This is a genomic window from Thermomonas flagellata (assembly GCF_022419185.1).
Taxonomy (GTDB): Bacteria; Pseudomonadota; Gammaproteobacteria; order Xanthomonadales; family Xanthomonadaceae; genus Thermomonas; species Thermomonas flagellata.
This window is the reverse complement of sequence record NZ_JAJOZK010000008.1, coordinates 106,850-125,776: the sequence shown is the minus strand read 5'-3', so window position 1 is coordinate 125,776 and position 18,927 is coordinate 106,850. Positions and strand designations below refer to the sequence as shown.

18 protein-coding genes are annotated in these 18,927 nt (G+C 72.9%); 6 read left to right on the top strand and 12 right to left on the bottom strand.

Annotated features, from left to right (window positions below):
- Position 1 precedes the first annotated feature (1 nt).
- A complete protein-coding gene (locus ML340_RS09025; protein ID WP_240098873.1) occupies positions 2 to 799 on the top strand; it encodes a TatD family hydrolase in 798 nt (265 codons plus the stop codon).
- Here the strand turns inward: ML340_RS09025 and ML340_RS09020 are convergent.
- Entirely contained in the window at positions 777 to 1,574 is a 798-nt protein-coding gene (locus ML340_RS09020) for a tRNA threonylcarbamoyladenosine dehydratase (RefSeq protein WP_240098871.1), read from the bottom strand. The two genes, ML340_RS09025 and ML340_RS09020, sit on opposite strands and share 23 nt — an antisense overlap.
- A 68-nt stretch (positions 1,575 to 1,642) precedes the next feature.
- Here ML340_RS09020 and ML340_RS09015 point away from each other — a divergent pair, with 68 nt between their 5' ends.
- Both ML340_RS09015 and ML340_RS09010 read left to right on the top strand, forming a co-directional pair.
- Positions 1,643 to 2,104, top strand: coding sequence for a cytochrome c (locus ML340_RS09015; RefSeq protein ID WP_240098870.1), 462 nt, complete (start codon positions 1,643 to 1,645; stop codon positions 2,102 to 2,104).
- A 45-nt stretch (positions 2,105 to 2,149) separates the two neighbouring features.
- Positions 2,150 to 2,650, top strand: coding sequence for a DUF456 domain-containing protein (locus tag ML340_RS09010; protein WP_240098868.1), 501 nt, complete (start codon positions 2,150 to 2,152; stop codon positions 2,648 to 2,650).
- Positions 2,651 to 2,705: 55 nt separating this feature from the next.
- Here ML340_RS09010 and ML340_RS09005 read toward each other — a convergent pair whose 3' ends face one another.
- The gene (locus tag ML340_RS09005) at positions 2,706 to 3,101 is read right to left on the bottom strand and encodes a hypothetical protein (RefSeq protein WP_240098867.1); all 396 of its coding nucleotides are present in this window, start codon (positions 3,099 to 3,101) and stop codon (positions 2,706 to 2,708) included.
- Positions 3,098 to 4,645, bottom strand: a complete 1,548-nt coding sequence (locus ML340_RS09000; RefSeq protein ID WP_240098865.1) for a fumarate hydratase — start codon at positions 4,643 to 4,645, stop codon at positions 3,098 to 3,100. The genes ML340_RS09005 and ML340_RS09000 overlap by 4 nt, the downstream gene beginning before the upstream one ends.
- A 125-nt stretch (positions 4,646 to 4,770) precedes the next feature.
- On the opposite strand from ML340_RS09000, the gene ML340_RS08995 reads away from it, so the two are divergent.
- Positions 4,771 to 5,922 (top strand): PQQ-dependent sugar dehydrogenase, encoded by a 1,152-nt coding sequence (locus ML340_RS08995; protein WP_240098863.1) that lies wholly within the window; start codon positions 4,771 to 4,773, stop codon positions 5,920 to 5,922.
- 113 nt (positions 5,923 to 6,035) lie between these two features.
- Entirely contained in the window at positions 6,036 to 6,830 is a 795-nt protein-coding gene (locus ML340_RS08990; protein WP_240098862.1) for a ferredoxin--NADP reductase, read from the top strand.
- 27 nt (positions 6,831 to 6,857) lie between these two features.
- On the opposite strand, the gene ML340_RS08985 is transcribed toward ML340_RS08990, so the two are convergent.
- Complete coding sequence (locus ML340_RS08985; RefSeq protein ID WP_240098860.1) at positions 6,858 to 7,268, bottom strand: hypothetical protein; 411 nt, start codon at positions 7,266 to 7,268, stop codon at positions 6,858 to 6,860.
- Positions 7,265 to 7,750, bottom strand: a complete 486-nt coding sequence (locus ML340_RS08980; protein ID WP_240098859.1) for a glutathione peroxidase — start codon at positions 7,748 to 7,750, stop codon at positions 7,265 to 7,267. Before ML340_RS08980 ends, ML340_RS08985 begins: the two co-directional genes overlap by 4 nt.
- 177 nt (positions 7,751 to 7,927) lie before the next feature.
- Between ML340_RS08980 and ML340_RS08975 the strand changes: the two genes are divergently transcribed.
- Positions 7,928 to 10,126: a M3 family metallopeptidase gene (locus tag ML340_RS08975; protein WP_425608307.1), complete on the top strand. Its 2,199-nt coding sequence runs from the start codon at positions 7,928 to 7,930 to the stop codon at positions 10,124 to 10,126.
- Between the two features lie 110 nt (positions 10,127 to 10,236).
- Here the strand turns inward: ML340_RS08975 and ML340_RS08970 are convergent, their stop codons facing one another.
- The 7 genes from ML340_RS08970 to ML340_RS08940 all read right to left on the bottom strand — a co-directional run bounded on the left by ML340_RS08970 (position 10,237) and on the right by ML340_RS08940 (position 18,924).
- Entirely contained in the window at positions 10,237 to 14,577 is a 4,341-nt protein-coding gene (locus ML340_RS08970; protein ID WP_240098857.1) for a DEAD/DEAH box helicase, read from the bottom strand.
- Positions 14,578 to 14,693: 116 nt separating this feature from the next.
- Complete coding sequence (cfa, locus tag ML340_RS08965) at positions 14,694 to 15,830, bottom strand: cyclopropane fatty acyl phospholipid synthase (RefSeq protein ID WP_240098855.1); 1,137 nt, start codon at positions 15,828 to 15,830, stop codon at positions 14,694 to 14,696.
- Between the two features lie 32 nt (positions 15,831 to 15,862).
- The gene (locus tag ML340_RS08960; RefSeq protein WP_240098854.1) at positions 15,863 to 16,687 is read right to left on the bottom strand and encodes a DUF3298 and DUF4163 domain-containing protein; all 825 of its coding nucleotides are present in this window, start codon (positions 16,685 to 16,687) and stop codon (positions 15,863 to 15,865) included.
- A 132-nt stretch (positions 16,688 to 16,819) separates the two neighbouring features.
- Complete coding sequence (locus ML340_RS08955) at positions 16,820 to 17,029, bottom strand: cold-shock protein (protein WP_072755265.1); 210 nt, start codon at positions 17,027 to 17,029, stop codon at positions 16,820 to 16,822.
- Positions 17,030 to 17,249: 220 nt separating this feature from the next.
- Positions 17,250 to 17,966 (bottom strand): pseudouridine synthase, encoded by a 717-nt coding sequence (locus tag ML340_RS08950; protein WP_240098852.1) that lies wholly within the window; start codon positions 17,964 to 17,966, stop codon positions 17,250 to 17,252.
- A 66-nt stretch (positions 17,967 to 18,032) separates the two neighbouring features.
- Positions 18,033 to 18,308 (bottom strand): GNAT family N-acetyltransferase, encoded by a 276-nt coding sequence (locus tag ML340_RS08945; RefSeq protein ID WP_240098851.1) that lies wholly within the window; start codon positions 18,306 to 18,308, stop codon positions 18,033 to 18,035.
- A gap of 7 nt (positions 18,309 to 18,315) precedes the next feature.
- Positions 18,316 to 18,924 (bottom strand): rhomboid family intramembrane serine protease, encoded by a 609-nt coding sequence (locus tag ML340_RS08940; RefSeq protein WP_240098849.1) that lies wholly within the window; start codon positions 18,922 to 18,924, stop codon positions 18,316 to 18,318.
- Positions 18,925 to 18,927 lie beyond the last annotated feature (3 nt).

Below are 18,927 nucleotides of genomic sequence, written 5' to 3'. Positions count from 1 at the left end.
CATGTGGCTGGTCGATAGCCACAGCCATTTCGATGCGGCCGAATTCGACGCCGACCGCGATGCCGCCTGGCAGCGCGCGCGCGCGGCCGGGGTGGTGATGCAGGTGGTGCCGGCGGTCGCCGCCGACGGCTGGCCGGCGCTGCGCGCGATCTGCGCGGCCCGCCCCGGGCTGTTCCCGGCCTACGGCCTGCACCCGATGTTCCTCGACCGCCACCGCCCCGAGCACCTGCCGTTGCTGCGCGACTGGATCGCGCGCGAACGCCCGCACGCGGTGGGCGAATGCGGGCTGGATTTCTTCGTCCCCGGCCTGGACGCGCAGGCACAGCAGGCCTATTTCGAGGGCCAGCTGCGACTGGCGCGGGAGTTCGATCTGCCGGTGATCGTGCACGCGCGGCGCGCGCTGGACGCGGTGATCGCCACGCTGCGCCGCATCGGCAGGCTGCGCGGTGTGGTGCACAGCTTTTCCGGCAGCCCCGAGCAGGCCGCGCAACTGCACCGGCTCGGCTTCCTGCTCGGCATCGGTGGGCCGGTGACCTACGCGCGCGCGCAGCGCCTGCGCCGGATCGTGGCGAACATGCCGCTGGAGCAGCTGCTGCTGGAAACCGACAGCCCCGACCAGCCGGGCGCCGCGCACCGCGGCCAGCGCAACGAGCCGGCGTTCCTGCCGGAGGTACTGGCGCAGGTCGCACAGCTGCGCGGGATGGCGCCGGAGGCGGTGGCCGCGGCGACCCGCGAGAACGCCGTGCGCCTGTTCAATCTGCCCGCCAACCTGCCCGTCAGCCTGCCCGCTTCGGCTTGAGCAACAGTTCGATCGCCTTGCCCACCGCCGCGAACGCGAACGCGCCGGTGACGTGGGTGGCCGCGCCCAGCCCGGCGCCGCAATCGAGCTTGAGCGCCTCCTCCTTGCCGAGCTGCGGACGGATGCCGCAGACGCGGCCATCGGCCTGCGGGTAGCGCACGTTCTCCAGCGAATACACCGCCGGCACCCCGAAGTAGCGGTCGTGGTTCCTGGGGAAGTTGAACTCGCCGCGCAGCTTCTTGCGGATCAGCGAGAGCATGGCGTCGTGCTCGGTGCGCGACAGGTCGCGCACGCGGATCTGGGTGACGTCGCTGCGGCCGCCGGCGGCGCCGACGGTGATGATGGGCTGCTTGCGGCGGCGGCACCAGGCAATCGCCTCGACCTTGGTGCGGAAGCTGTCGCAGGCATCCAGCACCAGATCGCCCGGCGCCTGCAGCAGCTCGGCCATGTTCGCCGGGGTGAGGAAGCGCGGCTCCAGCTGCAGCCGGATGTGCGGATTGATCGCGCGGCAGCGCTCGGCCATCGCCTCGATCTTGGCGCGCCCGTACTGGCCGTCCAGCGCCGGCAGCTGGCGGTTGGTGTTGGAGACGCACAGCTCGTCCGCATCGACCAGGGTCAGCGCGCCGACGCCGCTGCGCGCCAGCGCCTCCACCGCCCACGAACCCACGCCGCCGATCCCGACCACGGTGACGTGGCTGGCGGCCAGGCGCGCCAGCGCGCCGCGTCCGTACAGGCGGTCGATGCCGGAAAAGCGCTCCTGCCACTCGCGTTGCATGGCGGAAGTCTAAGCGACCGGGGGCTGTGCTATCGTCCGGGCACCTTCGCCACGCCGGGACCGAAGCCATGTCGAACGTCGCCCCCACTCCGCCTTCCGCCGACGCCCCGCGGCGCGCCTCCAACGCCGGCCGCTACCTGTTCCTGCTGATCCTCGGGCTGGTGCTCGGGGTGATCGCCACGGTGATGGTCATGCGCGCCATCAATGCCCGCAAGGACCACTTCCCGGAGGCGCTGATGCACGTGCAGCAGTGGCACATGGCCCAGCTGAAGGCGGACATGGAGCAGAACCGCTGCAACGCCACCGACGTGCTGCCGCACCTGCAGGCGCTGCGCCTGAGCGCCAACGACCTGGAGGCCGCGTTCCCCGACCTGCGCGACGACGAGCGCTTCAAGAACGCGGCCTCGCAGATGCGCGCCGCCGCCGACCGCGCGATCGCCAGCCCGCCGCTGACCTGCCCGGGCGTGGGGGACGCGCTGCAGTCGATCGGCCGGGCGTGCAAGGCCTGCCACCAGGACTTCCGCAACTGAGCCGCGCCACGCGCGGCCCCTGACCGGCCTTTTGCTCCGAGCCCGATGAGCGCCGCCCTGCTGTGGCAGCTGCTGGCGGCGCTGCTGGTTCTGGCGGGTCTGGCCGGCACCGTGCTGCCGGCCCTGCCCGGGGTGCCGCTGGTGTTCGCCGGCCTGCTGCTGGCGGCGTGGGCGGACGGCTTCGCGCACGTGCACTGGGGCTGGCTGGTGGCGTTCGGCCTGCTCACCCTGCTATCGCAGGCGGTCGACCTGTGGGCTGGCGCGCACGGCGCGCGCCGGGTCGGGGCCAGCGGGCTGGCGGTCGCCGGCGCTATGCTCGGCACCCTGGTCGGGCTGTTCTTCGGCCTGCCCGGGCTGCTGACCGGACCGTTCCTCGGGGCGCTGGCCGGGGAACTGCTGCACCGGCGCAGCCTGCATCCGGACGACCTCGGCGCCGCCGGCAGGATCGGGCTCGGGACCTGGCTCGGGCTGCTGGTGGGCGGCGCGCTGAAACTGGCGATCGCGTTCGCGATGGTCGGCCTGTTCCTGCTGGCCTGGTGGTTCTAGCGCGCGCGCCGGTCGCATCCGCCGCGATCGGTGCACGCGGCGGCCGGCGCCCGCATCACTCGCCGTAGACCAGCCACAGCCGCGCGGACTCCTCGTCCGCGAACACCCGCACCGGCAGGCCGAGCTCGCGGCACAGGATCTCGCCGTGCTCGTTTTCCCCGGCATGGTCGCGCAGGTCCACGAAGGCGGTGCGGATGCGGTCGAAGCCGGCCGCCTGCATCGCCTGCGCCAGCGGGCCGAGCGCCTCGGCGGGCACGTGCCCGGCCAAATCCTCGATCACCAGCAGGCGCGCGCAGCCCGCGGCATGGCAGGCCGCGCCCAGCTGCCGCCACATGGCGCAGGAAAGCGCGACCGAATCCACCCCGCCGTGCACATGCGCGCGCAGGTGGGTCGGCAGCTGCTGGTAGTCGATCTGGAACCCCTCGCCGGCCTCGCTCCAGGCACGGCTCACGCCACCACCACCGGGATCTTGCCGATCCGCGCCTGCCATTCGCGCGGGCCGGTGGCGTGCACCGAGGTGCCGCGGCTGTCCACCGCCACCGTCACCGGCATGTCCTGGACCTCGAACTCGTAGATCGCCTCCATGCCGAGGTCCGCGAACGCGACCACGCGCGCGGCGCGGATCGCCTTCGAGACCAGGTAGGCGGCGCCGCCGACCGCCATCAGGTACACCGACTGGTGGCGGCGGATCGCCTCGATCGCGGCCGGGCCGCGCTCGGCCTTGCCGATCATGCCGAGCAGGCCGGTCGCGCCGAGCACCTGCTCGGTGAACTTGTCCATGCGGGTGGCGGTGGTCGGGCCGGCCGGGCCGACCACCTCGTCGCGCACCGGATCGACCGGGCCGACGTAGTAGATGAAACGGCCGCGGAAATCGACCGGCAGCGGCTCGCCGCGGTCGAGCATGTCCACGATCCGCTTGTGCGCGGCATCGCGGCCGGTCAGCAGCTTGCCGTTGAGCAGCAGCACCTCGCCCGGCTGGAAGCGGGCAACCTCCTCGCGGGTGAGGGTGTCCAGGTCCACCCGGCGCGCGCTGCGCGGGCCGTAGTCGAGATCCGGCCAGTCCTCCAGCGCGGGCGGCGCGAGTGCGACCGGCCCGCTGCCATCGAGCACGAAATGGGCATGCCGGGTGGCGGCGCAGTTGGGGATCATCGCCACCGGCAGATTGGCGGCGTGGGTCGGGTAGTCCTTGATCTTCACGTCGAGCACGGTGGTCAGGCCGCCCAGGCCCTGGGCACCGATGCCGAGCGCGTTGACCTTCTCGTACAACTCCAGGCGCAACTCCTCCAGGCGGTTGGCGGGGCCGCGCGCGATCAGGTCCTGGATGTCGATCGGCTCCATCAGCGACTCCTTGGCCAGCAGCATCGCCTTCTCGGCGGTGCCGCCGATGCCGATCCCGAGCATGCCGGGCGGGCACCAGCCGGCGCCCATGGTCGGCACGGTCTTGAGCACCCAGTCGACGATGGAGTCGGACGGGTTGAGCATCGCGAACTTGCTCTTGGCCTCCGAGCCGCCGCCCTTGGCGGCGACGATCACCTCCAGCGTGTTGCCCGGCACGATCGAGACGTTGACCACCGCCGGGGTGTTGTCGCGGGTGTTCACGCGCCTGCCGGCCGGATCCGCCAGCACGCTGGCGCGCAGGGGGTTGTCCGGATGGGTGTAGGCACGACGCACGCCCGCGTTCACCGCGTCCTCGAGCGAACCGGGGAAGCCCTCCCAGCGCACGTCCATGCCCACCTTCAGGAACACGGTCACGATCCCGGTGTCTTGGCAGATCGGGCGGTGGCCCTCCGCGCACATGCGCGAGTTGACCAGGATCTGCGCCATTGCGTCCTTGGCCGCCGGCGACTGCTCGCGCTGCCAGGCCGCGGTCAGGCTCTTGATGTAGTCGACCGGATGGTAGTAGCTGATGTACTGCAGGGCGTCGGCGATCGAGTCGACCAGGTCCTGGTAGCGGATGGCGGCGGAGGCGGATGCAGGGGACGCGGACGGAAGCATGGCGGCTCGCAGGCAACGGACGCGGCATTCTAGGCGCTCCGCGCCGGCCTGCGGCCGTGCCCAAGCACCCTTGCCCGTCCCTGCGCGTGCGGCTAAGGTCGGCCGCGACGGCTGTGGAGACCGCCATGCGCCCGAGCGCCGTTGTCCTCGCCCTGCTGCTGGCCTGTGCCGCCCTGCCCGCCTGCGCGCGCCCGCCGCAGGCCGACGCGCCGCAAGCGCCGGCTCCCGCGGCCGTGGTGGAGACCCTCGCCTCGGGGCTGGAACACCCCTGGGCGGTGGCACTGCTGCCGGACGGCGGCTTCCTGGTCACGGAGCGCCCCGGGCGGCTGCGCCGGATCGCCCCCGACGGCACGCTCTCCCCGCCGCTGGCCGGGGTGCCGGCGGTGCATGCGCGCGGCCAGGGCGGCCTGCTCGACGTGGTGCTCGATCCCGGCTTCGCGCGCAACCGGCGGATCTGGCTCAGCTACGCCGAACCCGGGCCGGACGGCAGCGCCAGCACCGCGGTCGCCCACGCCCGCCTCGACGACGGCGGCCTGTCCGACCTGCGCGTGGTCTACCGCCAGCAGCCCAAGCTGCATGGCGACCAGCACTTCGGCGCGCGCATCGCGTTCGACGGCCGCGGCCACGTCTTCATCAGCCAGGGCGACCGCAACCAGAAGGCGCTGGCGCAGGACCTCGGCGTGCTGCCGGGCAAGCTGGTGCGGTTGCAGTTGGACGGCGGCATCCCGGCTGACAACCCGTTCGTCGGGCGCGCCGGCGCGCGCCCGGAGATCTGGAGCCTCGGCCACCGCAACAGCCAGGGCCTGGCGATCGACCCGGCCAGCGGGCGGCTGTGGGAAAGCGAGCACGGCCCGCGCGGCGGCGACGAGCTCAACCTGCCCGAACCCGGCCGCAACTACGGCTGGCCGCTGGCCAGCGACGGGGTGGACTATGCCAGCGGGCGCCCATACCCGGAGACCCGCGGGCGCCGCCTGCCCGGGATGGAGCCGCCGCACCATGTCTGGGCGGTGTCGCCGGCACTGTCGGGGATGGCCTTCCTGCGCGGGCATCCGGGCCATCCCTGGAACGACAGCCTGTTCCTCGGCGCGCTGGCCGGGCGCAGCCTGATCCGCCTGCGCCTGGACGGCGACCGCGTCGTCGGCGAGGAGCGCCTGCTCGGTGAGCGCGGGGCGCGCATCCGCGACGTGCGGGTCGGCCCGGACGCCAGCGTGTACGTGCTGACCGACGCCGACGACGGCCAGCTGCTGCGCCTGCGCCCGCCCGCGCCGACGCGCTGACGCGCGCGGCCGGCGGCGCGGGGGATCGCCGCGCCCGGGGTTTGCGCCCGATCAAGCGACCCCGGGCGGCGCCGCGTAGAATGCGCGCCGACACGCCACCTACCCCCACGCGCATGGCCTCACCGTTCGGCACCGAGACGGTGCTCGACGTCCGCCACTGGACGGACGCCTACTTCAGCTTCACCACCACCCGCGACGACGGCTTCCGCTTCGACAACGGCCAGTTCGTGATGATCGGCCTGGAGGTCGAGGGCAAGCCGCTGCTGCGCGCCTACTCGATCGCCAGCGCGAACTGGGAGGAGGAGCTGGAGTTTTTCAGCATCAAGGTGCCGAACGGCCCGCTGACCTCGCGCCTGCAGCACATCCGCCCCGGCGACACCCTGCTGATCGGGCGCAAGCCGACCGGCACCCTGCTGATCTCCGACCTGCACCCCGGCCGCCATCTCTACCTGCTGGCGACCGGCACTGGTCTTGCGCCGTGGCTGGCGGTGATCAAGGACCCGGCCACCTACGAACGCTTCGAGAAAGTGATCGTGGTGCACGGCGTGCGCGGCGAGCAGGACCTGGCCTACCGCGACTACATCAGCCGCGGCCTGCGCTGCCACGAGTACCTGGGCGAGGAGGTCCGCGCCAAGCTGCTGTACTACCCGGCGGTCAGCCGCGAGGACTTCTATTGGCAGGGCCGGCTGCAGCGCGGGCGCATCACCGACCTCTTGGACAGAGGGCGGATCGCGGCCGACCTCGGCCTGCCCGCGCTGGATCCGGCGCACGACCGCGCCATGATCTGCGGCAGCCCGCAGATGCTGGCCGACTTCCGCGCCATCCTCGACCGTCGCGGCTTCACCGCCTCGCCGCGCATCGGCAGCCCAGGCGAATACGTGTTCGAGCGCGCCTTCGTCGAGAAATAAGCCCCCTCGCACAAACGCGCGGCCCGCTCAGGCCCCGCCATAGTGCAGCCAGAGCCTGGCTTCCGGCTCGTTGGCGAAGGCCCGCACCCGATAGCCGCGCTCCTGCGCCAGCAGCTGTGCATATTCGATTCGCGCCACCTGGTCGAGTCGCGCCTCGACATAGGCGATCTGCGCCTTCTCCAGGCCAAGCCCTGCCAGGCTGTCGAAGAAGCGCTGCAGCTCTGCATCAGTCATGACCTCACCCGGCAATTCATCCAGCACGAGCAACTGCTCGGCACCGAGCTCGCGCACGACACGGGCGATTTGCTGCCAGTATTCGGTCGTCACCGCCAGATTCTCGTCCGGCGCTACCGCACCGCGTAGATGCACGCTCAGCAGCGGCGGCTGGTACTCGAACTCGAGCCGATAGCCGTTGCCATCGATCGGGGCCGGATTCATGCCAGCGCCGCCTCGATGTCGCCCACCAATGCCTCGGGCCTGTCGGTCGGCGCATAGCGCTTGAGCACCCGGCCGTCGCGGCCGACCAGGAACTTGGTGAAGTTCCACTTGATCGCCTCGGTCCCGAGCAGCCCGCCCTTCTGGGACTTCAGCCACTTCCACAGCGGGTGGGCGTCGGCGCCGTTGACCTCGACCTTGGCGAACAGCGGGAAGGTCACGTCGTAGGTCAGCGAGCAGAAGCGGCGGATCTCGTCGGCATCGCCCGGCTCCTGGTGGCCGAACTGGTCGCAGGGGAAGCCCAGCACCACCAGCCCGCGCGGGCCGTACTGGCGCCACAGCGCCTCCAGCCCGGCGTACTGCGGGGTGAACCCGCAGCGGCTGGCGGTATTGACGATCAGCAGCACCTGGCCGCGCCACTGCGACAGCGGCTGCGGCCGGCCGTCCAGACCGAGGGCGTCGAAATCGAAGGCGGTGGTGGGCATGGCAGGACCGGCGCGGGAAGACCGAGCGTATTCTCGCCGGATCCGATGACGGCCGTCAGTCCGGGCAACGCGGGCGGGCCGCCGCGCCGGACAGACCGGGGCATGCCGTTCGGCACGCGCGCCGGGCTTGCCTGCCGGTCATGCTGGCCCCATAACCGCTGAAACCATCGTCCACCCATGCCCATGCCCAAGCTCGCCGCCCTCGCCCTTGCCATCGCCACCGCGCTCGGCAGCGCCGCCGCCGACGCCGCCGACCGCAGCCCCACCCGCACCGGCAAGGGCACTCCGCCCGCCACCGCCCCGACCGCCATGCCCGCCTACCACGGCCCGTTCGCCGCGCCCAGCCCGCTCGATCTCAACTACCCGCAGTTCGACAAGATCCAGGACAGCGACTTCGCGCCCGCGTTCGACGCCGGCATGGCCGAGCAGCTGCGCGAGATCGCCGCCATCGCCGACAACCCGGCGCCGCCGACCTTCCAGAACACCATCGTGGCGATGGAGAAGAGCGGCTGGCTGCTGGATCGCGCCAGCAACGTGTTCTTCAACCTGGTGGCGACCGACAAGAACCCGGCGCGCGAGCAGATCCAGCGCGACTACGCGCCGAAGTTCGCCGCCCACCGCGACGCGATCATGCTCAACCCGAAGCTGTTCGCGCGGGTGAAGGCGCTGTACGACGCCCGCGACACGCTGGGGCTGGATGCGGTCGACCGCCGCCTGCTGGAGAAGCGCTACGAGGACTTCGTGCGCGCCGGCGCCGCCCTCACCGACGCGCAGAAGGCGCGCATCCGCGCGATCAACACCGAGCTGTCGCAGCTGTCCACCCAGTTCGACCAGAACGTGCTGGCCGAGGTCAACGACTCGGCGGTGGTGGTGGACGACCGCGCCCAGCTCAAGGGCCTGAGCGAGGCGCAGATCGCCGCCGCCGCGGAGGCCGCGCGCGCGCGCGGGCTGGACGGCAAGTACCTGATCACCCTGCTCAACACCACCGGGCAGCCGGTCGAGACCCAGCTCGAGGACCGCGCGCTGCGCCAGCGCGTGCACGAGGCCTCGGTCGCGCGCGGCAGCCGCGGCAACCAGTGGGACAACACCGGGGTGGTGGCGCAGGTGCTCAAGCTGCGCGCCGAGCGCGCGCGCCTGCTCGGCTACCCGACCACCGCCGACTACGTGCTGGCCGACGAGACCGCTGCCAACCCGGCGACCGTCAACCGCATGCTCGGCGCGCTCGCCCCGAAGGCGGTGGCCAACGCCCGCCGCGAGGGCGCGGACCTGCAGGCGATGATCGACGCCGAGCAGAAGGCCGCCGGGCAACCGAGCTTCCAGCTGCAGCCGTGGGACTGGGCCTACTACACCGAGAAGGTGCGCAAGGCGCGCTACGACTTCGACGAGAACCAGCTCAAGCCGTACTTCGAGATGCGCAGCGTGCTCGAGAACGGGGTGTTCTACGCCGCCAACAAGCTCTACGGGCTGACCTTCAAGGAACGCACCGACCTGCCCAAGTACCATCCGGACACCTGGACCTACGACGTGTTCGACGCCGACGGCAAGCGCCTGGCGATCTTCATCTTCGACCCGTACGCGCGCCCGTCCAAGCGCGGCGGCGCATGGATGAACACCTACGTCGCGCAGTCCGCGCTGACCGGCGAGAAGCCGGTGGTGGCCAACCACCTTAACGTCCCCAAGCCGCCGGCCGGGGAGCCGACCCTGCTGACCTGGGACGAGGTCACCACCGCCTTCCATGAGTTCGGCCATGCCCTGCACGGCTTCTTCCAGGACGTGCGCTACCCGTACTTCTCGATGAACGTGCCGCGCGACTTCGTGGAATACCCGTCGCAGGTCAACGAGATGTGGGCGGACTGGCCGGAAGTGCTGGCGCACTACGCCAAGCACTACCAGACCGGCGCGCCGATGCCCAAGGAGCTGTTGGACAAGGTGATCGCGGCGTCCAAGTTCAACCAGGGCTTCGCCACCACCGAATACCTGCAAGCGGCGATGCTCGACCAGCGCCTGCACCAGCTGCCGCTGGAGCAGATCCCGGCCGGCAAGGACGTGATGGCGTTCGAGGCCAAGGCGCTCAAGGCCGACGGCTTCGACTACCCGCCGGTGCCGCCGCGCTACCGCACGCCCTATTTCAGCCACATCATGGGCGGCTACGCGGCCGGCTACTACGCCTACATCTGGTCGGAGGTGCTGGATGCCAACACCCAGCAGTGGATCCGCGAACACGGCGGGCTGACCCGCGCCAACGGCGACCGCCTGCGCCAATACGTGCTCGCGCCCGGCGGGCAGATCGAGGCCGGCAAGCTGTTCCCGGCGTTCGCCGGCCACGAGGCGCGGATCGAGCCGCTGCTGGAGAAGCGCGGGCTGGACAGCCAGTAAGCCGCGCGCCCGCCAGCGCCCCCACGAACGCCACCTGCGGGCGGCGTTCGTGCATCGATATCCGCCAAACGCGGCGTGGCGGCAAGCACGCGGCTGCCCGCCGCCGCCCTTCAGCGATGCAGGCCGAGCGGATCCGCCTGCAGGCGCGCGCCCGGCGGCAACGGCTGCGGCTCGCCCGGCGCGCGCCGCAGCGCGTGGCGCGCCGCCTCCAGCGCGTCCGCCGCCAGCGCCTCGCGCGCGGCGAACACGCCGCCGACCTGGGTGGCGATCACCACGCCGTCGCGCAGCAGCAGCCGTGCGCCCGGCTGGCGCGGCACCTTCTCGCCGGCCAGCAGCAGCCCGGCCAGGTTCAGCGGGTCGGCCGCCGACACCACCAGCAGCGCGCCGTCCGGCGCCCGCGCGCGCACCGCGCGCAGCCCGGCCACCGCCTCCGCCAGCGCGAACTGCGGCCCGGCCACCCCGGCCAGGAAGCGCCCGCCGCGGATCTCGCCGCGCGCCTCCAGCCGCTGGTACACCCGCAACAGCTCGCGCCACGGCGGCAGCCACGGCGCCTCGCGCGCCAGCAGCGGCCAGCACACCACGCCCCAGCGGCGCAGCAGCACGCGCGCGACGTGTTCGCGGTCGGCCTGCGCCTGCTGCGGGTCCAGGTCCTGCAGCCCGGCCAGCGCCGGCCCCACCCGCGCCCAGCGCCCGGCATCGGCGATCCCGCGCAGCGCGGCGCGGCGGCCGTGGCGGGCGAAGCGCGGTGCGCGCCGGCTGGCCGGCTGCAGCAGGGCGCGCAGGCCGGCGAAGCTGTCGCAGCCCACCCGCCCGCGCGCCACCAGTTCGCCCAGCGCCTCCTCCAGCTCCACCTCCAGCAGGCCGCTGGCCTGGCGCAGCTCCTCGAAGAACAGCGCCCCGTGCGCCTGCAGCGCGGCCTCCACCCGCTGCGCGCGCGAGGACGGCGGCGACTCCGGCTCCGGCTGCGCCGCCGCCAGCCGCATCCAGCCGGCCAGCTGCGGGCGCGGCAGCAGCACCAGCGGCGCCGCCCGCACCAAGGCCTCGCCGCCGGCGCGCAGCCGCGCCCAGGCGATCCGCCCGCTGCCGCACAGCGCATCCAGCCAGTCCAGCGCGTAGTCCTGCACCCGCGCCGGCAGCAGCTCCGCTTCCCACGCCTGCGCCGCGGCCTCGAACCCCTCCAGCTGCGACAGCACCCCTGCCAGCGCCTCCGGCCCGCGCACGCGGGTGGCGGCGGAGAGGTGCTGCCAGTCGCACAGGAAGCGCACGTAGTCGCGCACCGCGACCGGCTCGATCTCGCGCCGCAGCCGCGCCACGGTGTGCCGGTGGATGCGCGCCAGCAGGGTGCGCTCGCACCACTGTTCGGCCGGCGCCTGCGGCGCGAAGCGGCCGCGCAGGGCATAGCCTTCCTGCTCCAGCGCCAGCAGCGCGAGCGCCACCTCGGCCACCGGCACCGCCAGTCCCGCCGCCAATTCCTGCGCGTCGGTCACCGCCAGCGCCGACAGCCGCGCGCGCACCAGCTCGCGCAGCGCCTCCTCGCGCGACCAGTCGCGCGCCAACGCGGGCGGCAGCGCCAGCGGCGGGGTGCAGGCGGCCTGCGGATGCAGCGCGCGCAGCAGCGGAAGGCGCTCGGCGGCCACCCAGCGCACGCCGTCCGGGGTGGCCAGCGCGGTCGCCCGCCCCTGCGCGGCCAGCGCCTGCAGCAGCGACGGCCAGCCGCTGGCTACGGCCTCGTCCGCGGTGAGCACGCCGAGGTCGCACAGCGCGGCGTGCAGTTCGTCCGCATGCGCGGCCTGCGGCCAGGCATCCTCGCGCGCGGCGGCGATCGCACCCGGATCCAGCCGGCCGAGGTCGTCCGCCTGCTCCGGCAGGCCGAAGCGGCGTGCGGCCACCGCGCGGGTGCGGCGCTCCTCCAGCGGGGCGTCGTCGAGGAAGGCATACGGGCGCGCGCCCAGCACCTCGGCGGCGAACGGGGACGGCCCGGTCAGGTCGCGCGCAGTCGCCCGCACCCGGCCCTCCGCCAGCGCGCGCAGCAGGTCCAGCCAGCCGTCCACGTCCATCGCCTCGGTCAGGCAGTCCTCCAGCGTCTGCGCCACCAGCGGGTGGTCGGGCACCTGGCGCTCGCCGACGATGTTCTCCAGGCACGCCACCTGGTCGGGGAAGACCGTGGCCATCAGGTCCTCGGCGCGCATCCGCTGCAGCTGCGGCATCACCCGCCGGCCGCCGGCATGCCGCGGCAGCGCCAGCGCGGTGCTGGCGTTCCAGCGGAAGCGCGCGGGGAACAGCGGCGCGTCCAGCAGCGCCTGCACCAGCACCTCGCGCGCGCTGGCCGGATGCAGGTAGTCGAGCACCTCGGCCAGCGGGAAGCTGTGGCTGGTGGAGAGCGAGAGCAGGATGCAGTCCTCGGTCGCCGCCGCCTGCAGCTCGAAGTTGAACTTGCGGCAGAAGCGTTTGCGCAGGGCCAGGCCCCAGGCCTTGTTGATGCGGCTGCCGTAGGGCGCGTGGATGATGAGCTGGGTGCCGCCGGATTCGTCGAAGAACCGCTCCAGCGCGATGTGCTCGCGGGTCGGCAGCATCCCGAACCCCATCCACTGCGCCGCCGCGTAGTCGGCGATCTGCTGCGCCGCCTCCGCCGGCAATTGCAGCGCCGCGCGCAGCCAGGCCGCCGCCTGCGCCGCCCCGCCCTGCGCCAGCTGCGCCTGCAGGCCGGCGCGCAGGCGCGACAGCGCGATCGACAGCTCGTCGGTGCGCCCCGGCGCCTCGCCGACCCAGAACGGGATGCTCGGCGGCTGGCCCTGCGCATCCTCCACCCGCAGCACGCCGGCCTCGACCCGCAGCACGCGGTAGCTGGCATTGCCGAGCTGGAACACGTCGCCGCCGAGGCTTTCGATCGCGAAGTCCTCGGTGACGCTGCCGATGGTGATCGCCTGCGGCTCCAGCACCACGCTGTAGTCGCCGAGGTCGGGGATGGTGCCGCCGGACTGGGTGGCGACCAGGCGCGCGCCCTTGCGCGCGCGCAGCACCCGCTGCACGGCGTCGCGGTGCAGGTAGCGCGCGCGGGGGCCGAAGCGGCTGGCGAAGCCCTCGTCCAGCATGCGCACGACCGCATCGAAGCGTTCGCGCGGCAGGTCCGCGTACGGATAGGCGCTGCACAGGCAGGCGTACAGCGCGTCCTCGTCCCAGTCGCGCGCGGCCACCTCGGCCACGATCTGCTGCGCCAGCACGTCCAGCGGCGCCCGCGGCATGCGCAGGGCGTCCAGCTCGCCACGCCGCACCGCGTCCAGCAGCGCCGCGCATTCCAGCAGTTCGTCGCGGCTGGTCGGGAACAGGCGGCCCTTGGGGACGCCGCCGACGTGGTGGCCGGAGCGCCCCACCCGCTGCAGGAAGGCGGCGATGCTGCGCGGCGAGCCGATCTGGCAGACCAGCTCGACGTCGCCGATGTCGATCCCCAGCTCCAGCGAGGCGGTCGCCACCAGCACCTTCAGCTCCCCGCGCTTGAGCCGCTGCTCGGCGTCCAGCCGCAGCTCGCGGGACAGCGAGCCGTGGTGCGCGGCCACCTGCGGCTCGCCCAAGAGTTCGGCCAGCTGGCGCGCGGTGCGCTCGGCCATGCGCCGGGTGTTGACGAACACCAGGGTGGTGGCGTGCGCGGCGGCCAGCTCGGCGATGCGCGCATACACCTGCGCCCACTGCGGGTGCGACATCACCGGTTCCAGCGGCGTCGGCGGCAGCTCCAGCGCGAGATCGCGCGGGCGGTCGTGGCCGATGTCGATGACCGTCGGCAGCGGCGCCGCCCCGGCGAGGAAGCGCGCCACCGCTTCCACCGGCTTCTGGGTGGCCGACAGCCCGATCCGCTGCGGACGGCGGCCGCAGAGCGCCTCCAGCCGCGCCAGCGACAGCGCCAGGTGGCTGCCGCGCTTGCTCTGTACCAGTGCGTGGATCTCGTCCACGATCACCGTGCGCACCCCGCCCAGCATCGCCCGGCCCGAAGCCGAGTTGAGCAGGATGTACAGCGACTCCGGGGTGGTCACCAGCACGTGCGGCGGCTGCCGGCGCAGCGCCGCGCGCGCGCCGGCCGGGGTGTCGCCGGTGCGCACCGCGGTGCGGATCGCAATCTCCGGCAGGCCCAGCCGCGCCAGCTCCTCGGCGATCCCGGCCAGCGGCGCCTCCAGGTTGAGGTGGATGTCGTTGGACAGCGCCTTCAGCGGCGAGACGTAGAGCACGCAGGTGGCGTCCGGCAGCCCGTGCGCGAGGCCTTCGCGCACCAGCGCATCCAGCGCGGCGAGGAAGCCGGTCAGGGTCTTGCCGGCGCCGGTGGGGGCCGCCACCAGCACGTCCCCGCCGCTGCGGATCGCCGGCCACGCCTGCTGCTGCGCCGGGGTCGGCGCGGGGAAGCGGCGCGCGAACCAGCCGGCCACCGCCGGGTGGAACGCCGCGAGCACGGGGTGGTCGGCCATGCGCGGATTATCCGCCGCGCCGGCGGCAGGCGGCTGAACCGGATGCACGTAGGCGATGCGCAACTGGGCCGGCATCGGCGCAGCCTGCCCGCCGGCCGTCGCAGGGGCTGCGACGCTCAGCGCACCTCGGGCAGGCCGCCGGGCACCCCGCGCGGCGAGAGCAGCACCTGCCAGAGCTGGCTGCGGCGGCTGCGGAAGGTCGCCATCGACCCGGCCAGGTAGAACCGCCACATGCGCCGGAAGCGCGTGTCGTAGCGCGCGGGCAGGCGCTCCCAGGCGGCCTCGACGTTGGCCCGCCACGCCTGCAGGGTGCGGTCGTAGTCCGGCCCGAAGGCGTGCCAGTCCTCGACCACGAAGCGGCCCTCGAGCGCACGCGCGATCTGCGCCATCGACGGCAGCATGGAGTTGGGGAAGATGTAGCGGGCGATCCACGGATCGGTGCGGTCGGTCGAGACGTTGCTGCCGATCGTGTGCAGCAGGGCCAGCCCGCCGTGCTCGGCCGCCGGGTCCAGGCAGCGCCGCACCACCGCGAAGAAGGTCGGGTAGTTGCGCACCCCGACGTGCTCGAACATGCCGATCGAGAACACCCGGTCGAAGGCGGCGGGTTCCAGCTCGCGGTAGTCCTGCAGGCGGATCTCGACCGGCAGCCCGGCACACAGCCGCTGCGCGTACTCGGCCTGCTCGCGCGAGATGGTGACCCCGACCCCGCGCACGCCGTAGCGGCTGGCGGCGTACTGCAGGGCCTCGCCCCAGCCGCAGCCGATGTCGAGCACGCGCATGCCCGGCTGCAGGCGCAGCTTGCGGCAGACCAGCTCCAGCTTGGCCTCCTGCGCGGCGTCGAGGTCGTGCGCGTCGTGCCAGTAGCCGCAGCTGTAGACCAGCCGGCGCCCGAGCATGGCGGCGTAGAGGTCGTTGCCGAGGTCGTAGTGGCGCTCGCCCACCACCCGGCTGCGCCGGCGCGTCTGCAGGTTCAGCAGGCGCGCGCGCAGCCCGTCCAGGCGCTCGGCCCAGCCGTGCACGCGGGTGTCGAGGTCGGCCGCCAGCAGACGGGTGAGCATGCCGTCGAGGTCGGCCACGTCCCACCAGCCGTCCATGTAGGCCTCGCCCAGGCCGAGCGAACCCTGCGCCAGCACGCGCGGGAAGAAGCGCGCCTCGTGCACCTGCGGATCGCAGGGGCCCGGGCCGTCCAGCTGCAGGCCGGCTTCGGCCAGCAGGGCGGCGACCCGGGCGCGCAGCGGATGCGATGCAGCCATCGGCGTCTCCTCCGTGGCCGCAGGATAGCCCCTCAGCCGCCGCGGAACAGCGGCCGGTAGGCCGGCGCCAGCAGCGGCAGCAGGGTCGCGGCCGGGATCTCCACGGTCTGGGTGCCGTCCACGTACGGGGCGACCTGGTAGGGCGGGAACACGAAGCGCAGGGCGCGGATGCGGCCGTCGGCGTCGACCACCGGCTCGAAGCGGGAGAAATCCTCGGCCAGCGGGCGGGTGCCCTCGGCGATCATGCGGCTGCGCAGCTGCTGCTGCTCGGCGCGCACCGCCCCTTCCAGGCCGTCGTCGTCGAGCTGGCGCGACAGTGCCGCCAAGAGCTGCTCGCGGCTGGCGTCGGACAGCACCTTCCACGCCCCGGGCGCGGCGAACAGCTGCACGGAGGTCAATCGCTCGTGGCGCTGCGGCAGCCACACGAAGCGCTCCACCAGCGGAGTGCCGTGCGCGCCGCCGGTGTACATGCTGCCGTCGGCCGCGACCGCCACCACCTGCGGGGTGTCGGCGAGCATCCTGAACTGCAGGCTGAGGTCGTAGGGCGCGCGCGGCTTCTGCCCGCCCAGCGCCTGCACCGCCTGCATCAACTGCGCGCGCTGGCGCTCGGCGTAGCCGAGCAGCAACGCGGCCAGCCCCGGATCGCGCGCGGCCGCCTGCGGATAGCTGATGCCGACGATGTAGTCCGGGCGGGTCTCGACCACGTCGCTCAGCGCCACCGGGGCCGGTGGCGGCGCCGCGGCAGGCGCTTCCGATGCGGCGGACTCGGCAGCGGGGGCGGTGGGCGCGGCCGGCTCGCGGCCGCAGGCGGCAAGGACGAACAGGGACGACAGCAGCAACGCGCGGCGGGACGGCATGGCAGGAGGGGCGGAACGCGACGGCGCGCAGGATACCCCGTGCGTACCTGATGCCGGGGTGAAAGCACCGGCGGCCGGGCACGAAAAAGCCCGGCCGGAGCCGGGCTTTGGGTTCGCGACGGGCGCGGTGGCTTACAGCGCCTGCACTTCGTCGGCCTGCAGGCCCTTCTGGCCCTGCACCACCTTGAAGCTGACCTTCTGGCCTTCCTGCAGCGACTTGAAGCCGGTGCCCACGATCGAGCGGAAGTGGACGAAGACGTCCGGGCCGGACTCCGGGGTGATGAACCCGAAGCCCTTGGCATCGTTGAACCACTTGACGGTACCGGTCTGACGATCCGACATGTTGGCGACTCCTTACAGTTTGGAATGGAAACACGGCAGGCGAACCGGCCGCGACTGTCGAGCAAGGGGTAACGCACACGATGTAGCGGATCGCGATGGATCTACCGCATCGGGTCACGATGTCCCGTGATCCCGCTTGAAACAGTGCGCGCACCATACCCTGTTTTCGGGCGCAAGTGTGAACCGCGGGCGGTTTTTTCGCCCGAAGAGCCGGCGCGGCTCACCAGTCGGCCAGCTCCGGCAGCAGCGCGCGCAGCTCGGCGTCGCTGAGGTTGCGCCATTGCCCGGGCTTGAGGTGACCGAGCCTGACGTTGCCGATCCGCACCCGCAGCAGGCGCTTGACCCGGTAGCCGAAATGCGCCGCCATCAGCCGGATCTGGCGGTTCAGGCCCTGCACCAGCACGATCCGGAACCCGAACCGCCCGAGCTTGCCGACCCGGCATGGCAGCGTGGCCTGGCCGTGCAGCGGGATGCCGCCGCGCGCCATCCCGCGCAGGAATTCGGCGGTGACCGGGTGGTTCACCGCCACCAGGTATTCCTTCTCCAGCTTGTTCTCGGCGCGCAGGATGCGGTTGACGATGTCGCCGTTGCTGGTGAGCAGGATCAGCCCCTCGGAGTCCTTGTCCAGCCGCCCGACCGGGAAGATGCGCTGCTCGTGGCCGACGAAGTCCACGATGTTGCCCTTGACCTCGGCCTCGGTGGTGCAGGTGATGCCGACCGGCTTGTACAGCGCGATGTAGACGTGCCGGCGCTTGCCGCGGGCGGCGCTGCGCGCGGCCAGCGGCTCGCCGTCGAGGCGGACCTCGTCGCCCTCGGCCAGTTCCGCGCCGATGCGGGCGCGCAGGCCGTTCACGGTGACCCGGCCCTCCGCGATCAGGCGGTCGGCCTCGCGGCGCGAGCAGGCGCCGGTGTCGGCGATGTAGCGGTTCAGGCGCATGCAGGCTCCGGGGCGGGCGCTGCATTATCGGGCCGATCGGGCCTGACCGCGCGTGGGGCGGCGCGGCTAGCCGTGCAGGTCGGCATGCTCGGGATGCCGCTGCAACCAGCGCGCGGCGTAGCTGCACTGCGGATCGACCCGCCAGCCCCGGGCGCGCGCATGCGCGCACGCGGCCGCGGTCAGGGCGGCGGCGATCCCGCGCCCGCCGATCGGCGCCGGCACCCCGGTGTGCACGATCACCATCACCGTGCCGTCGCGCAGGCGGTAGTCCAGCACCGCGGCCAGTCCCTCCGCCTCGGCGGAGAAACGCTGCCGCTGCGGGTCGTGGCGGATCGGCCCCATGCCCGCCTCAGCCGAACACGCTGCGCGCGAAGTGCGCCAACACCCGCGGTTCCAGCAGCACGGTGAACAGTACGCCGTAGGCGGCACCCCACAGGTGCGCACTGTGGTTGACGTTGCCGCTGCCGCGGCGGTCCATCCAGATGCTGTAGCCGACGTAGGCCAGCGCGAACAGCACCGCCGGGATCGGCACCGGGATCGGGAAGATGATCAGGCGCGACCACGGGTCGAACAGGATGAAGGCGAACAGCACCGCCGACACCCCGCCGGAGGCGCCGAGGCTGCGGTAGCCCGGGTCGCGCCGGTGCGCGAGGTAGGTCGGCAGGATCGCCACCACGATCGCCGACAGGTAGAACAGCAGGAACCCGAGCGGTCCCAGCGCAGGGGCGAACACGCGTTCGACCGCGGTGCCGAACGACCACAGGGTGACCATGTTGAACAGCAGGTGCATCCAGTCGGCATGCACGAAGCCATAGGTCAGCAGGCGCTCGTACTGGCGCCGGCGCTCGATCGCGGGCGGCCACAGCAACAGGCGCTCCAGCAGCGCGCGGTCGCCGAACGCGCGCCAGGACACCAGCACCGTCACCAGCACGATCAGCAGGGTCATCGACAGCCGCATCGG

Excerpts from the sequence above, each read along its gene's own strand:
- ML340_RS08990 (WP_240098862.1), top strand. The coding sequence starts at position 6,036 with ATGGCCTCACCGTTCGGCACCGAGACGGTGCTCGACGTCCGCCACTGG.
- ML340_RS08955 (WP_072755265.1), bottom strand. The coding sequence starts at position 17,029 with ATGTCGGATCGTCAGACCGGTACCGTCAAGTGGTTCAACGATGCCAAG.
- ML340_RS09025 (WP_240098873.1), top strand. The coding sequence starts at position 2 with ATGTGGCTGGTCGATAGCCACAGCCATTTCGATGCGGCCGAATTCGAC.
- ML340_RS09000 (WP_240098865.1), bottom strand. The coding sequence starts at position 4,645 with ATGCTTCCGTCCGCGTCCCCTGCATCCGCCTCCGCCGCCATCCGCTAC.
- ML340_RS08970 (WP_240098857.1), bottom strand. The coding sequence starts at position 14,577 with ATGGCCGACCACCCCGTGCTCGCGGCGTTCCACCCGGCGGTGGCCGGC.
- cfa (WP_240098855.1), bottom strand. The coding sequence starts at position 15,830 with ATGGCTGCATCGCATCCGCTGCGCGCCCGGGTCGCCGCCCTGCTGGCC.
- ML340_RS09010 (WP_240098868.1), top strand. The coding sequence starts at position 2,150 with ATGAGCGCCGCCCTGCTGTGGCAGCTGCTGGCGGCGCTGCTGGTTCTG.
- ML340_RS08940 (WP_240098849.1), bottom strand. The coding sequence starts at position 18,924 with ATGCGGCTGTCGATGACCCTGCTGATCGTGCTGGTGACGGTGCTGGTG.
- ML340_RS08945 (WP_240098851.1), bottom strand. The coding sequence starts at position 18,308 with ATGGGGCCGATCCGCCACGACCCGCAGCGGCAGCGTTTCTCCGCCGAG.
- ML340_RS08960 (WP_240098854.1), bottom strand. The coding sequence starts at position 16,687 with ATGCCGTCCCGCCGCGCGTTGCTGCTGTCGTCCCTGTTCGTCCTTGCC.
- ML340_RS08995 (WP_240098863.1), top strand. The coding sequence starts at position 4,771 with ATGCGCCCGAGCGCCGTTGTCCTCGCCCTGCTGCTGGCCTGTGCCGCC.
- ML340_RS08950 (WP_240098852.1), bottom strand. The coding sequence starts at position 17,966 with ATGCGCCTGAACCGCTACATCGCCGACACCGGCGCCTGCTCGCGCCGC.
- ML340_RS09015 (WP_240098870.1), top strand. The coding sequence starts at position 1,643 with ATGTCGAACGTCGCCCCCACTCCGCCTTCCGCCGACGCCCCGCGGCGC.
- ML340_RS09020 (WP_240098871.1), bottom strand. The coding sequence starts at position 1,574 with ATGCAACGCGAGTGGCAGGAGCGCTTTTCCGGCATCGACCGCCTGTAC.
- ML340_RS08975 (WP_425608307.1), top strand. The coding sequence starts at position 7,928 with ATGCCCATGCCCAAGCTCGCCGCCCTCGCCCTTGCCATCGCCACCGCG.
- ML340_RS08980 (WP_240098859.1), bottom strand. The coding sequence starts at position 7,750 with ATGCCCACCACCGCCTTCGATTTCGACGCCCTCGGTCTGGACGGCCGG.
- ML340_RS08985 (WP_240098860.1), bottom strand. The coding sequence starts at position 7,268 with ATGAATCCGGCCCCGATCGATGGCAACGGCTATCGGCTCGAGTTCGAG.